General features: G+C 31.8%; 12 protein-coding genes. 7 read left to right on the top strand and 5 right to left on the bottom strand.

Annotated features, from left to right (window positions below):
- Positions 1-13: 13 nt before the first annotated feature.
- The 3 genes from D9R05_RS00705 (at position 14) to D9R05_RS00695 (ending at position 2,816) form a co-directional block, all read left to right on the top strand.
- A complete protein-coding gene (locus D9R05_RS00705) occupies positions 14-394 on the top strand; it encodes a Rid family detoxifying hydrolase (protein WP_121665301.1) in 381 nt (126 codons plus the stop codon).
- A gap of 114 nt (positions 395-508) precedes the next feature.
- Positions 509-2,236, top strand: a complete 1,728-nt coding sequence (locus D9R05_RS00700) for a sodium:solute symporter family protein (protein WP_121665300.1) — start codon at positions 509-511, stop codon at positions 2,234-2,236.
- Positions 2,237-2,270: 34 nt separating this feature from the next.
- A complete protein-coding gene (locus tag D9R05_RS00695; protein ID WP_121665299.1) occupies positions 2,271-2,816 on the top strand; it encodes a GNAT family N-acetyltransferase in 546 nt (181 codons plus the stop codon).
- A 61-nt stretch (positions 2,817-2,877) separates the two neighbouring features.
- On the opposite strand, the gene D9R05_RS00690 is transcribed toward D9R05_RS00695, so the two are convergent.
- The 3 genes from D9R05_RS00690 to D9R05_RS00680 form a co-directional block, all read right to left on the bottom strand.
- Positions 2,878-4,437, bottom strand: a complete 1,560-nt coding sequence (locus D9R05_RS00690; RefSeq protein ID WP_121665298.1) for a carboxypeptidase-like regulatory domain-containing protein — start codon at positions 4,435-4,437, stop codon at positions 2,878-2,880.
- Between the two features lie 96 nt (positions 4,438-4,533).
- Positions 4,534-5,169 carry a hypothetical protein gene (locus D9R05_RS00685; protein WP_121665297.1) on the bottom strand — a complete coding sequence of 212 codons (636 nt, stop codon included), beginning with the start codon at positions 5,167-5,169 and terminating at the stop codon, positions 4,534-4,536.
- 46 nt (positions 5,170-5,215) lie between these two features.
- Positions 5,216-9,631 carry a translocation/assembly module TamB domain-containing protein gene (locus D9R05_RS00680; protein WP_240462880.1) on the bottom strand — a complete coding sequence of 1,472 codons (4,416 nt, stop codon included), beginning with the start codon at positions 9,629-9,631 and terminating at the stop codon, positions 5,216-5,218.
- A 179-nt stretch (positions 9,632-9,810) separates the two neighbouring features.
- Here D9R05_RS00680 and tsaD point away from each other — a divergent pair, with 179 nt between their 5' ends.
- Positions 9,811-10,833, top strand: coding sequence for a tRNA (adenosine(37)-N6)-threonylcarbamoyltransferase complex transferase subunit TsaD (tsaD, locus tag D9R05_RS00675; protein ID WP_121665296.1), 1,023 nt, complete (start codon positions 9,811-9,813; stop codon positions 10,831-10,833).
- 9 nt (positions 10,834-10,842) lie between these two features.
- Complete coding sequence (locus D9R05_RS00670; RefSeq protein WP_121665295.1) at positions 10,843-11,550, top strand: 16S rRNA (uracil(1498)-N(3))-methyltransferase; 708 nt, start codon at positions 10,843-10,845, stop codon at positions 11,548-11,550.
- Between the two features lie 122 nt (positions 11,551-11,672).
- Here the strand turns inward: D9R05_RS00670 and D9R05_RS00665 are convergent, their stop codons facing one another.
- Together D9R05_RS00665 and D9R05_RS00660 are read right to left on the bottom strand one after the other, a co-directional pair.
- Positions 11,673-12,296 carry a T9SS type A sorting domain-containing protein gene (locus D9R05_RS00665; RefSeq protein WP_121665294.1) on the bottom strand — a complete coding sequence of 208 codons (624 nt, stop codon included), beginning with the start codon at positions 12,294-12,296 and terminating at the stop codon, positions 11,673-11,675.
- Between the two features lie 30 nt (positions 12,297-12,326).
- Positions 12,327-12,554: a putative signal transducing protein gene (locus tag D9R05_RS00660; RefSeq protein ID WP_121665293.1), complete on the bottom strand. Its 228-nt coding sequence runs from the start codon at positions 12,552-12,554 to the stop codon at positions 12,327-12,329.
- A 150-nt stretch (positions 12,555-12,704) separates the two neighbouring features.
- Here D9R05_RS00660 and D9R05_RS00655 point away from each other — a divergent pair, with 150 nt between their 5' ends.
- Positions 12,705-13,349, top strand: a complete 645-nt coding sequence (locus tag D9R05_RS00655; RefSeq protein ID WP_121665292.1) for a DUF4159 domain-containing protein — start codon at positions 12,705-12,707, stop codon at positions 13,347-13,349.
- A gap of 3 nt (positions 13,350-13,352) precedes the next feature.
- The gene (locus tag D9R05_RS00650) at positions 13,353-13,877 is read left to right on the top strand and encodes a TrmH family RNA methyltransferase (protein WP_240462878.1); all 525 of its coding nucleotides are present in this window, start codon (positions 13,353-13,355) and stop codon (positions 13,875-13,877) included.
- The last annotated feature ends 3 nt before the right edge of the window (positions 13,878-13,880 follow it).

Below are 13,880 nucleotides of genomic sequence, written 5' to 3'. Positions count from 1 at the left end.
AATAATACAGCACATGAAAAAAATTATCACTACAAAAAATGCCCCTGCTCCTATTGGTCCTTATAATCAAGCAGTTTTAATTAAAGATACATTATACGTTTCAGGACAAATTGCTTTAGATCCAGACACAAACGAATTAGTAACCGACTCTTTAGAAAATGAAACGCGGTTGGTGATGGAAAATTTAAAAGCAATTCTAGACGAAGCTGAAATGACCTTAGAAAATGTGGTAAAAACCTCCATTTTTATTAGCGATATGAATAATTTTGCTGAAATTAATAACGTATATGCCACTTATTTTGATGAAGAAACCGCACCTGCTCGAGAAACTGTTGAAGTAGCCAATCTACCAAAATTTGTGAATGTAGAAATTAGTGCCATTGCTGTAAAATAGCAAATCACCCCTTGGAAAGTCCATGAAAATAAATTGTGAAAATTAAATTTAGAGGCAAGCCTCGAAAGATTATACCTTTTGCGGAGCCAATAAAATAAAAAACTCCTTACTAAGATGGAATTAGCGCTTATTGACTGGATATTTATTGGAGCATTCTTTTTTATCAGTTTATTGATAGGCGTTCTCATTGCACGAAAAAGTGGTAAAGATGTAAACAGTTTTTTCTTATCCAGTAGAAATATGCCGTGGTGGTTATTAGGCGTTTCTATGGTTGCAACCACTTTTGCAGCTGATACACCGGGTTTAGTCGCCGGAATTGTAAGAAAAAATGGTGTTTTTGGAAATTGGATCTGGTGGAGTTTTCTGTTAACCGGAATGTTAACCGTCTTTTTTTATGCCAAACTTTGGCGAAAAAGTAATATAACAACCGACCTAGAATTTTATGAGTTACGTTACAGCGGAAAAAGTGCTGCAATTCTTCGTGGATTCAGGGCAATTTATTTAGGCGTTTTTTTCAATATTGTTATTATGGCAGGTGTTTGCTTAGCTGCTATAAAAATAGGTCACGTTATGTTTGGCTTTTCAGAAATTCAAACCTTAGTGGTTGCTTCATTAGTTACTGTAATTTATTCGATGCTTGGCGGTTTACGTGGAGTTTTAATTACTGATTTCATTCAGTTTATAATTGCTATGATCGGGAGTATTTGGGCTTCAATCCATATTTTAAATCTACCTAAAATTGGAGGCTTAGAAAATTTATTATCGCATCCCGAAATCAGTGAAAAAACGCAATTTTTTCCTGATTTTAGTCAACCGGAATTATTTATCCCTATTTTAATTATTCCACTAGCTGTACAATGGTGGAGTGTTTGGTATCCCGGAGCTGAACCTGGCGGTGGAGGTTATATAGCACAACGTATGCTAGCAGCTAAAAATGAAAAACATGCAATTTTAGCTACTTTATTTTTTAACATCGCACATTATGCCTTGCGTCCTTGGCCTTGGATTTTAATTGGTTTGGCTTCAATTGTAATGTATCCTGATTTAGCAAGTTTACAAGAAGCTTTTCCCGATTTAAGCAAAAACTTTATTAAAGATGATCTCTCTTATCCTGCAATGTTGGCTTTTTTACCGGCCGGTTTATTAGGAATTGTTATTACTTCCCTAATTGCCGCTTTTATGAGCACCATTTCTACACATTTAAACTGGGGAAGCAGTTATGTCGTAAACGATTTTTATGCGCGTTTTGTTAAACCAAAAGCTTCTGAGAAAGAAAAAGTTTTAGTGGGTAGAATTTCAACTTTTGCGATGATGATTTTAGCAGGTTTACTTTCATTGTTTTTAGAAGAAGCCCAAGAAGCTTTTAATTTATTATTGCAAATTGGTGCCGGAACCGGCTTGCTTTTTATTTTGCGTTGGTTTTGGTATCGTATTAATCCGTATAGTGAAATAACAGCAATGGCAGTTTCTTTTTTAGTTGCTATTTTCTTTTTTGCAAACAATAAAATGGAAACACCATTATTAACTTGGGAATCTCATTGGCAATTAGTTGCGGGTGTTATTATAACTACAATTGCTTGGGTTGCGGTTAGTTTATTGACGAAACCTTCTAAACAAGAAACCTTAGCTTCGTTTGAAAAATTGGTATTTGATGAGCACGGAAGATTTCATCATATCAATTATAAGATTTTAGCTTTCTTGCTCGGTATATCTGGAGTTTACAGTGTTTTATTTGGTACCGGATACTTTATTTACGGCGATCTCTTATTAAGCGGAATTGCTTTTACAGTTAGTTTAGTTAGCTGGGGGATTCTTATTAAAATTTGGAAAAAGGTGATTTAAATCGATTTTAAAAAGATAATTTAATCTCTTAATATTGAAAAAAGAATATATTTTTAAATCTGAACGACTTGGATTCCGTAACTGGACAGAAAATGATTTAGATGAATTCGCAAAAATAAATGCTGATTTGGATGTGATGAAGCATTTCCCTAGACCTTTATCCAAAACAGAAACAGCAGAATTTATTGATCGACTTAAAATACATTATAATAAATATGGTTATAATTATTTTGCTACCGAAATTTTAAAAACGGGAGAATTGATTGGATTTATAGGATTAGCTTATCAAAATTATAAAACTGACTTTACTCCAGCAACGGATATTGGCTGGCGGTTAAAAAGAAGTGCCTGGGGAAATGGTTTTGCAACAGAAGGAGCAAAAAAATGCCTTGAATTTGCCTTCAATCACTTAAATTTAAAGAATATAATTTCAACCTGTAGCAAGCAAAATAAGCAATCAGAAAATGTTATGATAAAAATCGGAATGGAAAAAGTTGGAGAGTTTAACCATCCCAATTTAAAAGAATATCCTGCTTATGAAAAATGCATTCTTTACAAAATCAACAAAAATCTGTGGTAAAAGCATAAAAACTAAGTAAGCAATCTTTGTTAAAAAATTAATACTAGATAGCTAAATGAAATTAATATTCATATTCTTCAATATCTTCAGTTGGGGCTATGATGTTATAATCCTTCCATGTTTCTGGATTGTATTTTGCTGTTTTTTCTACAGGTACCCCAAGATTTTCTTGAAAAGCATCAAACTCTTCAGATGAAATTGATGTAGGATCAACAAATAAATATTCGTTTGTATATGCATTATCAAATTCCATGGTGAATTTAAACTTCAACTTAATTCTGTCATCCTTATTCTCATCGTTTTCTTTAAATACAAAAGATCGATCTGCAAAGGCATACATTTTTCCCGAAGTTCGCATATATTTAGGAACGTATTTATCTTTTTCATCTCTCTGAAAAATTACTGTACCGCTTTTTTCATTTTCAACAAATTTAATACCCAATAAAAACTTCATATTAAACTTTTTACCATGTTCGCCTTCATCTAGTTCATAATCTGTTTTTACGACAGCAAATGTTTCAGTTGATACATAAATTTTACCAATGTATTTTCCGCCACCGCCAAAAAATCCGCTATCGGGTTTAAAGGAAATCACATAAATAAATTCGCCATTAAAAGTTGAAATATCTTCAATTTTGTACTCATAATCATCTACTTCAGTTATATGATTAAAAATAACTCCACTCCCACTTCCTGTACCGCCAATAGCAATTTCAAAACCGCCTTCCGGTCTATGAAAAGGATCGTCTTTTAATAAGTTGGAATATTTATAGCGTAAAGATTGGGTTGAAACAGAATCAATACTATCTTTTTTTTCATTCATAAAACTACTGGAAAGATCTACAGAGTCTCCAATAGGAATAATGCCGGTTCGTACTTTAAACGTATTTGAACTTTTTATTTTTTTGCCAATTTGCTCTATAACATCTCCCAATAAGACGCTCATAGAGTTGTCTTTTTTCTCATTAATAAGTTCGGTAGCTTTTTTAACCGAAAGTTTTAAAGAATCTTCATCTCTTACGGCAACTTCAACTAAATCGGCATTAAAAAAACTTGTAGTTGTTCCTTTAGCTTTAGCGGCTAATTGCTCCATATTATCATTAAATTCTCGCAATGTTTCCTTCGGGATAAAATCTGCTTTCTTAATATCAAATTTCAATTTTCCGGGAGTAGTACTATTTTTTACACGATGAAAAATGCTAAATTTCATTAAAGGGTTTCCATAATTTTTACTGATATTTTCGTTAACACGCTGCATAACTTCTTCAGCAGTTAATTTTCTATCCATCAATAAAACATCATCAAGCTCATTTACGTTTTCTTGTAAATAAACTTTATCTCCCTGAAAATCTTTGATAGCTATACTTTTTTTCTCGTATCCTAAGCTTGAAAATGTTAGCGAATCATTTTCTGAAAAATCCCGAATATTTATATTGAATTTTCCTTCCTGATTGGTAATTACACCATAATTTTTGCCAATCTGGACATTAGCAAATGGGATGGTTGTTTTTGTTTTTTCATCAATCAAAGTTCCGGTAACCGATTGTGCAAAGCCTTTTATTGATACAATGCAAACGATAAAAGCAAATAGCAATATGGAGTGGGAAGTAGTTTTTTTCATTGCTTAAAATAATTTATATATCAGCTAAAGATAGAAAAATATCTTTTGCATCTAATATACGATACATTTATTTTAAATTGAAAAATCGATTTTATCTCAAGATCGCTTCTGAATGCGTTTTCCTAAAATTTTTTTCGTCCAAAAACCAAATGCAAGTCCGCCAATAATCCAAATAGGAATTGCTATTAATACACTTAACCAAGTGATTTCTGAACCATTAATAAGAGGAAAGATAAAAGTCATAAAAACAAACATAAATGCACCCCACATTAAGCCCTGTTTAATCCAGCCTTTACCCTGAAAAGGATTTTTGTAAGGCTTGATTTCTGAGTTTTTAAATCGATCGGGTTGTTTTTTTAACCAAGATTGTTTTAAATATTCTTTAAACCAGCCCCAAATAGGAAAGGTGATTGTTAAAACTAATAACGAAAAGAAATTCATTAAACACGGAATGGTATTTTTACATTTTGGGCAAAATAAACCAAACCAGTTTTTAAAACCTGTACCATTTTGCGGAGACCAAGTTCTGCTGTCGTGTATTGTATGGCAATGCGGACAAGGAATATACATCCGCTCAAATTTAGGTAAATTTGAATCTTGATCTTCTAAAGTGATTTTTGGAACGCGTTGACCCAGAATAAGCTCATTAATAAGCAAACCGGGATTGAGAATCCAATGAAGATACATCCAGTTTTTCCACGTATATACTTTATATTTTTTATCGAAGTTCATAGAATAAAATTACAACGGCTAAAAATAAAAAATCACACATAGAAAATCAACTTCCCGGGAAATTAATATAATCTGGTGCTAAGGATTGCTGGTCATTATCTTCTACTTTTTCAGGGAGTTCTTCAACTTTAATTTCTTTATTTAAAATTTTTCTGATCAGTTCTCGAAACGTGTCAAAATCTACCGAATACGATAAACCAACCCCTTGTGTGTAGCCTAATTCTTCGCCGATATATTGTATGTTATTTTCTCTGTTAAATACTTTTGCACGCAGTGTTCCTTCTTTATTTAAGAGTAATTCAACTTCCACATTACCAACCACAACAGATTCGGTAACTCCGCCGATAGGAACCCCTACTCGACCATTGATTAAAATCCGTTTGCTAATCTGTGTAGAAAGCGTGACCCCAAATCTATCGGCAGTGTCTTGATCTGGTGTTCTATCGCCTTGTACATAATTTATGCCGACTTTAAATTTACCGTCTTCATCTGAAAAAATATCATCAAAAAGTCCGGAGGCTCTTTCAAACAGTAAACTTCCGGCATTTTGCCCAACAGTATATTGACTATAAAAACTGCTTTGTGTAATTAAGGATAAAGCTTGTAATTCTGTATTTTGACGATCTGAAATTCTATACTGTAATTCTGATTTTACTACTGAACTTAAATTAGGATATTCAATATTAAACTCTAAATCTGTTGATGTTAACTCCCCGGTTAAATCGATATAAACTTCTACCGGTATGTTTCGATTAATAGTTGGGTTTTCTAATAAAATTGCAGGGTTAGCTTCCGTTTTATACAGTGCACTTACATTTAAATTAGCTCGAGTCGGGCTACCGTCCCACGTAATATTTCCGCCAGAAATTACTTCAAATTTTTTCTCGACCAAACCTGCATACTTGAAATTATAAACTCCTTCATAAACTACGAAATCCCCCCACATATTAAATTTTCCGTTGGTGTTTATTTCGATTAATAAAGTTCCTGCACCAGAGCCGCGTAAAGTACTTCCGCTGTTTTGATCTACCACAACTTCAACTTCTGCATCGCTGGTTACGTCTAATTCAAAAAATAATTCAAGTCCTTTTACTTCTTTAATTTTAATTTCTTTCCCTTCTTGTAATGCCTTTTTTTCTTCGGGTGTTAAAAAATAAATAAAAGAATTATCGCCGATAGTTTCTGTATCACTCAGTGGAATTTTAAAAATAGTTCCTTCTTCGGTTTTGGCATTCACATCTATTACCAACTCGTCTGTAGGTCCTTTTATCGTTGCGCCACCACTAATAAAAGCAGTTCCGTAATAGAGTGAGTTTTCTTCTTGGTCAGTATCAAGAACCAATAATCTATCGGGAGCATTTAGTGTTAAATCCAATTCCCATTTAGAAAAGTTATTATGGGAAATAGTTCCGTTTAGCGTTCCTTCAGTTTTATATTTAGTATCAACAATAGGAATCTCATCAAAATTGAATTGCTGTTCAGTTAAATTTACAATGGCTTTATCTTGAAAGTCTAAATCTACATTGAGATAAGGTATTTTTAATCCAGCATTTTCTAGGCTTAATTTCCCTGTAATATCCGGGTTTTTATAACTTCCGTTGATTTTTGCATTCCCTGAAGCTGTTCCTCTAATATTGGTAATGACATCGGCTCCTAAAGCGCTAAGTGCATCTAATTTGAACTTATCTAAAGCAACATCTAAATCAATAGTAGAACCTGAACTTTTAATATCTATGGCTCCGTTTGCTTTTAAGAAATCATAGGTTTTATTACCGAGTAAGGCTTTTACATTATAGGTTGTTAAGGATTTATTTCCTTTAATATCAAGATTTAAATTTCCGTAAGAAATATCATTTAACGCGATATCATTTATTTTTAACGAAGAGGTGGGTTTGTAAATTCCGTCTTCCTGTAAAAAATTAAGTTTACCATTAACCGTACCGCTAAGATCTATACTATCTAACGAAGGCGTAATTTTTGCTAAATCAACATTTAAAAAATCAAGCTTAAAATTTTTATACGTGCTATCGCGCATAACTCCGCTTAAGCGAATAGCTTCATTTTTATGACTTAAGGTTAATGTATCTAAATTGAAATTTCTAAAGTCGTTATCAAAAACAATCGTATTGTTAGGTCTATTTTCTTTATTAAGGTACCAACGTTTGTCTTTAAATTTAATATCAGATTTACGAATACCGACTACAGATTTATTATTTTTATTTAAGGTATGGTAAAAACTCAGGTTATATTCATCATCATTATCTGCCCCACCAAGCATTTCAGTTCGCATAAATAAAGTGTCGTTTAATTTTACATTAATCAAATTAAACTTTGAAAAATTATAAACACCTGTATTTACACTGTCTATCTCTAAATACGTGTTATAAAGCGGATTATTATTATCAACCTGAAGTGTTACATCATCTAAAACATTATCAAAAGCATTAATTTTAGGAGAGCGAAAAGTCAGTTTAAATTCAGATTCTTCTGAAACAATACTTCCTTTAACAAAGGTATTTGGAGCAAGCTCAATGTCAGGAAAAATAACATCAACAATCTTATTATAAATGTTAAAATTAAAATCTAAGTATTGATATGATTCAATGGGAATGGGTTTGTAATTAGTGTACAAACTACCCAAAGCATTTTGAAAAAGTTCGGGAATTTCTGTTAGTTTAAAATCACCTTCCATTTCTCCATCAATAATATCGGGTGAGTTAACAGTGATTTTTCTTACATTTTCATTAAAACTTGATGAAACGGTCAATTCATCAAACTGATAAGTGTTTTTTGGGTTTTGGTAGCTGGCATTTTCTAAATAAATTTTTCCTTCAGCATCATTTACAGAAGTTCCCTGCATATTCATAACCAAGTTACCTTTAAAAACAGACGTTGTATCGCGCTCAATAAAGTTCAGTTTATGCAAATCGGCATAAGCTATATCTGCGCTAAAATTATAGGTATTTACTTTTTGTGAAGCATCTACAACACCATTAAAATTGAGTTTTAAATTAGGGTCATTTATGTCTAATTTACCATTGAAAAGTAGGTTGTCAAAAACACCAAGAACATCAATATTTTTATAAGTATAATTATTGAAATTTAATTTATTAATTTTTCCTTCTACACTAGAATTAAGCGTTTTTTCAGTAAAACCAACGCCATCAACTTTTAAATTAAACGTAGCTTTTCCTAAAGAAGGAACACCAACCAAGCGACCAATATTAAAATTTTTAAATATTACATTACCTTGGTAGGTAGCAAAATCAGGATCGTTTAAATCGCCTAGTGTAACATCAAGTTCGGCATTTCCTAATTGTGTGTTGGTAGTAGATTTTACAGTAAGCTTTTTGGGACTAGCTTCAATAAAACCGCTTAAATTTACATTGCCAATTTCTTGTAATTTATCAGGAAGTTGATCTCCTAAAACACGAGGTAATAAATTAGTTAGGTCGTAATAATTAGTGGCTAATTCATCAAAGTTTCCACTTACTAAAATATCATCTTTATTTTCACTAAAAAGCTGTTCTAAGCTTAGTGAACCTTTAATACGTGTTCGGTCCATTCCGTTTAAATCGAGTTCGTTTAAACGTAAATTGTTTAGAGTTCCTTCTAATTTGGTATTGAAAGTAATTTGTTCATCTTTACCAAATTCATTATAATAATAATTTAGTTCTTTTGAAGCTATGGATACTTCGCTGAAATTAGCTTTTAGTGCTACTTTATTTTCAAAATCGGCTAACTGCTGCGGATTTTCATAGGAGAATTGTAAATCTCCTTTAACTTTAGATTCTGGCGTTATTAGTGATAACTCCTGAAACTTCATATGTTTAGTAGTGTACGAAAATTTTGTACTCAAATTTTTAATTTCTAAGCCTTGTTTTTCCGTGGCATTTAAAGTACGTACATCAATGGCAAAATCTTTGCCTTCCACCAATAAATTAGACGCATCGATATCTAAATTATTTAACGTTATTATGTCAGAAAAATCTTGATTTTCATCTATGTAACGAAATCGACTATTTGTGGCGATAATATGATCAATAGTTAGAATAAAATTTTGTTGCGTGGCTGTGCTGTCATTAAATTTATCACTAAACAAAGAAAGGTTATCTTGATCTTCCCCTTTGTACATTTTAATGTTCAGCTTAAGATTATCTACCGTCACATTGGTAAAATCTAAACGTTTGCCCGACAGCATTCCCGGAATATTAACCAAAGAAGTACTTAAATCTTGAGCACTAATCAAGGTATCTTGATGATGATCTGCGATGTAAACATTTTCTAAAACAATTTTCCCATTGTACGATATACTTACACGTTCAACATTGATATCAACATCATAATCTTGATTAATTTGTGAAGTGATTTTTTCAGCAACAGAAGTTTGCACCGATGGGATTGAGAACACCAAAATCAAAATAAGGAAAAGCAGCAAAATTGCTACCAATACTCTTCCCAATATTTTTAATATTTTTTTGATGTACTTAACTTTAAATTATCTTAGACAAAGCATTTCTAATTGCAAAGAATAATACTAATTTTGCTTTAGAAATGCTAGTTTTAATCGGCTTTCTATTAAATTGCAAATTTAAGCAGGATAAAATCAATATTAACAATTTCTATGCCCAAAAAATCTTAATGACTTCACAAAATATTTACATACTCGGTATTGAATCTTCTTGCGATGATACTGCGGCAGCTGTACTTTGTAACGGAAAAATTTTGAGCAATGTTGTAGCCACGCAAAAAATACACGAAGAATATGGTGGTGTAGTACCAGAACTAGCTTCTAGAGCGCATCAACAAAATATTGTTCCGGTTATACATCAAGCTATTGAAAAAGCGGGAATTACCAAAGAAGATTTAAGTGGAGTTGCCTTTACGCGCGGACCCGGATTGATGGGTTCCTTACTTGTAGGCATTTCTTTTGCAAAATCTATGGCTATGGCTTTACAGATTCCGTTGATTGAAGTAAACCATATGCAAGCGCATTTATTAGCTCATTTTATTGAAGAAGATGGCTTTGAAAAACCTAGCTTTCCTTTTTTAGGAATGACCATTAGCGGCGGTCATACACAAATTGTAAAAGTGGATGATTATTTTGATATGGAAGTAATAGGTGAAACCTTAGATGATGCGGTAGGAGAAGCTTTTGATAAATGCGGTAAAATGCTAGAACTCCCCTATCCTGCTGGCCCGCTGATAGATAAATACGCTAAGCAAGGAAACCCGAAGGCTTTTCAATTTCCACAACCAAATGTAAAAGATCTCGATTTTAGTTTTAGCGGTTTAAAAACTTCTATGTTATATTTTTTACAGCGCGAAATGGAAAAAAATCCAAAATTTATTGAAGAAAACCTTGTTGACATTTGCGCTTCATTTCAACATACCATTGTAAAAATCATTTTAAATAAATTAAAAAAAGCCGTAAAACAAACCGGAATAAATCAGATTGCGATTGGTGGTGGTGTTTCTGCTAATTCAGGTATTCGAGAAGCTTTAAAAATAACCGAAAAACAATGGGGATGGAAAACCTATGTCCCAAAATTTGAATATACCACAGATAATGCTGCAATGATTGCCATTGTAGGCCATTATAAGTTTTTAAAGAAGGATTTTACAGATGCTTCTATTAGTGCAAAATCACGGTATCGTTTTTAAATAAAATTTATGCAACTTTTTTTTAATCCCTCACTTCAGCAAGACGATAAACAAGTGCAATTCCCTAAAGATGAAAGCAAGCACATTGTAAAAGTACTCCGTAAACAAATTGGCGATCAATTGCTTGTTACCAATGGTAAAGGAATTTTATTTAATACGCGCTTACTAAACAACAACCATAATAAATGTTTAGCTGAAATTGAGTCGATTGAAATTGAAGAAAAAAGATCTTATAAAATTCATATAGCTATTGCGCCTACTAAAAAAAATGATCGGTTTGAATGGTTTTTAGAAAAAGCCACTGAAATTGGTATCGATAAAATCACACCGATAATTTGTGATCACAGTGAACGTAAAGTAGTGAAGTTAGATCGTTTTGAACGAATTTTACAAAGCGCGCTTAAACAGTCTTTGCAATATAATATACCTGAATTAGCAGAACCTATTTCTTTTCAAGACTTCATCAATCAAGAAAATACAGACGATTGTTTTATCGCGCATTGTGAAGAAGATGAAGAAAAAAATCCGTTGAAAAATAATATTGAACTCCAGCAAAATTACACGATTTTAATTGGTCCGGAAGGCGATTTTTCTTCCGAAGAAATAAAAACTGCATTACAAAAAAATTACAAACCGGTAAGTTTAGGAAAAAACCGTTTACGTACCGAAACTGCTGCCATTGTTGCTTGTCATACAATAAATTTGGTGCATGAATAGGTTTGATAAATTATAGCTTGAAAGCAATATTCTTTTAGGTAAATACATTTATTTCAAATAAAGATAAATAGTTAATGTAAATTATCAATTATTTTATTGATTCAAATAATATAGGAAAATCGTTATTTTAGAATGAGCTTTTCTAAGGATACGTTTTTTTCTGAAAATAATTTTATAAGGTAAACTCCTTTTGAAATTTCTGATAAATCAATTTCATTATCTGGTTTACATTCTTTAATCAATTTACCATTTAAATTGAAAATTTGAATTTTTATTAAACTACTATTTTGAATGTTTACCAACCCCTCGGATGGATTAGGATAAATTTTAACTTTTTTATGTTCATTTTTATCAGTACTTAAAAGCGGACCGCTAATTTCTATTGATTTAGGATCCGACTCAATTTCGTCTGAATACACCACTGTTACATAAGCTGTAAATCCATTTAAATTACTATAAAGAATAAAATCTTCTCCGCCACAATTCGATACATTTGGAGGGGTAACGGAACTTTTAACATTATAAATTGAAGTTTCATTAATGAAAATAAATAAGTTATTTTCTCTATATATGTTATATCCAATAATTTGATTATGAGGTTTTTTTGGTTCCTCCCATTCTAATTTAAAATAATTATTGCCATAATCATACCAATGGGTCCAACTCAAGTTTTCTACCGGTTTTACTTGCCCAAATAGCGAAATTGTAAATGTCAAGAAAAAAAATAATAAGCATAACTTTTTCATAATAATTACATTTTATAAATAAAGGCCTTCCTACAATTCTTGTTCTTCCCTAAAACCTTCAATAAGTTGTTGAGCATTATTATAGTCCGCTTTATGAACATACAGTTCTACATCGTTTTGCTGAACTCCAAAACCAGCTAATCGTCCTGACTCAACATTATCTCGAATACGTATAGAAATGTTTTTTTGCTCTAATAAAGCAACGATCCTATTTACAATGATTGAAGTATCCGTTAAAATTTTTATATAATCTTTCATAATTTTTAAGTTTAAATCAACACTATTAAATTAAATAACATTTAAATATATAGAAAAAAATTAAAAAATCATCATTAAAATTTCACATACAGAATAGTTCTCAGGGTTTAAAACACGATTAATTCCGTATATTTCCAGAAATTTTTGTTTATGAAACGTGTTTTCGTTCTTTTACTCTGCTGTTTTTTTACGTTTTTTGCTCAAGCACAAGAAATTGGCGTTTTAAAATATGGCGGTGGTGGCGATTGGTACAGTAACCCTACTGCTCTACCTAATTTAATAAAGTTTTGTAATGAGCATATTAAAACGCGTATTAATCCCGAACCGGTAACTGTAGAAGCAAGTGACGTTGATTTATTTTCATATCCGCTTATTCATATGACGGGTCATGGAAATGTGTTTTTTAGCGAAGAAGACGCCAGTCAATTACGGAAATATTTACTTGGTGGCGGGTTTTTACATATTGATGACAATTACGGAATGAATGAATATATACAAAAGGAAATAAAAAAAATATTTCCAAATCAAGAATTAAAAGAACTTGGCGCGAATCATTCCATTTTTTCCAGTGCTTATGAATTTCCAAAAGGTTTGCCTAAAATTCACGAACACGACGGAAAAAAACCGCAAGCTTTTGGAATTTTTGATGAAAACAGATTAGTACTCTTATTTACCCTAGAAAGTGATTTAGGAGATGGATGGGAAAATAAAGAAGTGCATAATGATCCTGAAGATGTCCGTTTAAAAGCTTTAAAAATGGGAGCTAATATTGTAAAATATGCTTTTGAAAATTAAACTATGGCAATGCAGTTAGATCATACAAACGCTAAGTTTTCTGAAAAAAAATTCCCAATAATTTTAATAGCTGATAACTTACAAAGTCCGGCAAATATGGGAAGTTTGTTTCGATTAGCTGATGCTTTTCAGGTTGAAAAATTAATTCTTTCAGGAAAAAATATTAATTTAAACAGTAACAGATTAAGAAGAACAGCACGTTCTACCGTAAATTATGTTCCTCATGAAATTACTGAAAATATTCAACAAACCCTAACAGATTATCAAGGAAAAGGCTATCAATTATTTTGCTTAGAAATAACTGATAATAGTGAATCTATAGCTTCCATTCAACTAAAAGCAAACGAAAAAATAATACTTATTTTAGGGGAAGAAAATTTTGGAGTAAATCAAGAAATCCTGCAAAAAGCACATAAAGTTGTTCATATACAAATGTTTGGTAAAAACAGCAGTATGAACGTAGCTCAAGCCGGAGGAATTGCTCTTTACGAAATCACAAAAAAATTACTCGCTTTACAAAAGAAATAATAC

Source organism: Mesonia aquimarina, assembly GCF_003667275.1.
Lineage (GTDB): Bacteria > Bacteroidota > Bacteroidia > Flavobacteriales > Flavobacteriaceae > Mesonia > Mesonia aquimarina.
Note: the sequence above shows the minus strand (reverse complement) of the source record. Positions and strands in the feature narration are given on the sequence as shown.

Excerpts from the sequence above, each read along its gene's own strand:
- D9R05_RS00705 (WP_121665301.1), top strand. The coding sequence starts at position 14 with ATGAAAAAAATTATCACTACAAAAAATGCCCCTGCTCCTATTGGTCCT.
- D9R05_RS00690 (WP_121665298.1), bottom strand. The coding sequence starts at position 4,437 with ATGAAAAAAACTACTTCCCACTCCATATTGCTATTTGCTTTTATCGTT.
- tsaD (WP_121665296.1), top strand. The coding sequence starts at position 9,811 with ATGACTTCACAAAATATTTACATACTCGGTATTGAATCTTCTTGCGAT.
- D9R05_RS00665 (WP_121665294.1), bottom strand. The coding sequence starts at position 12,296 with ATGAAAAAGTTATGCTTATTATTTTTTTTCTTGACATTTACAATTTCG.
- D9R05_RS00650 (WP_240462878.1), top strand. The coding sequence starts at position 13,353 with ATGGCAATGCAGTTAGATCATACAAACGCTAAGTTTTCTGAAAAAAAA.
- D9R05_RS00655 (WP_121665292.1), top strand. The coding sequence starts at position 12,705 with ATGAAACGTGTTTTCGTTCTTTTACTCTGCTGTTTTTTTACGTTTTTT.
- D9R05_RS00660 (WP_121665293.1), bottom strand. The coding sequence starts at position 12,554 with ATGAAAGATTATATAAAAATTTTAACGGATACTTCAATCATTGTAAAT.
- D9R05_RS00685 (WP_121665297.1), bottom strand. The coding sequence starts at position 5,169 with ATGAACTTCGATAAAAAATATAAAGTATATACGTGGAAAAACTGGATG.
- D9R05_RS00700 (WP_121665300.1), top strand. The coding sequence starts at position 509 with ATGGAATTAGCGCTTATTGACTGGATATTTATTGGAGCATTCTTTTTT.
- D9R05_RS00670 (WP_121665295.1), top strand. The coding sequence starts at position 10,843 with ATGCAACTTTTTTTTAATCCCTCACTTCAGCAAGACGATAAACAAGTG.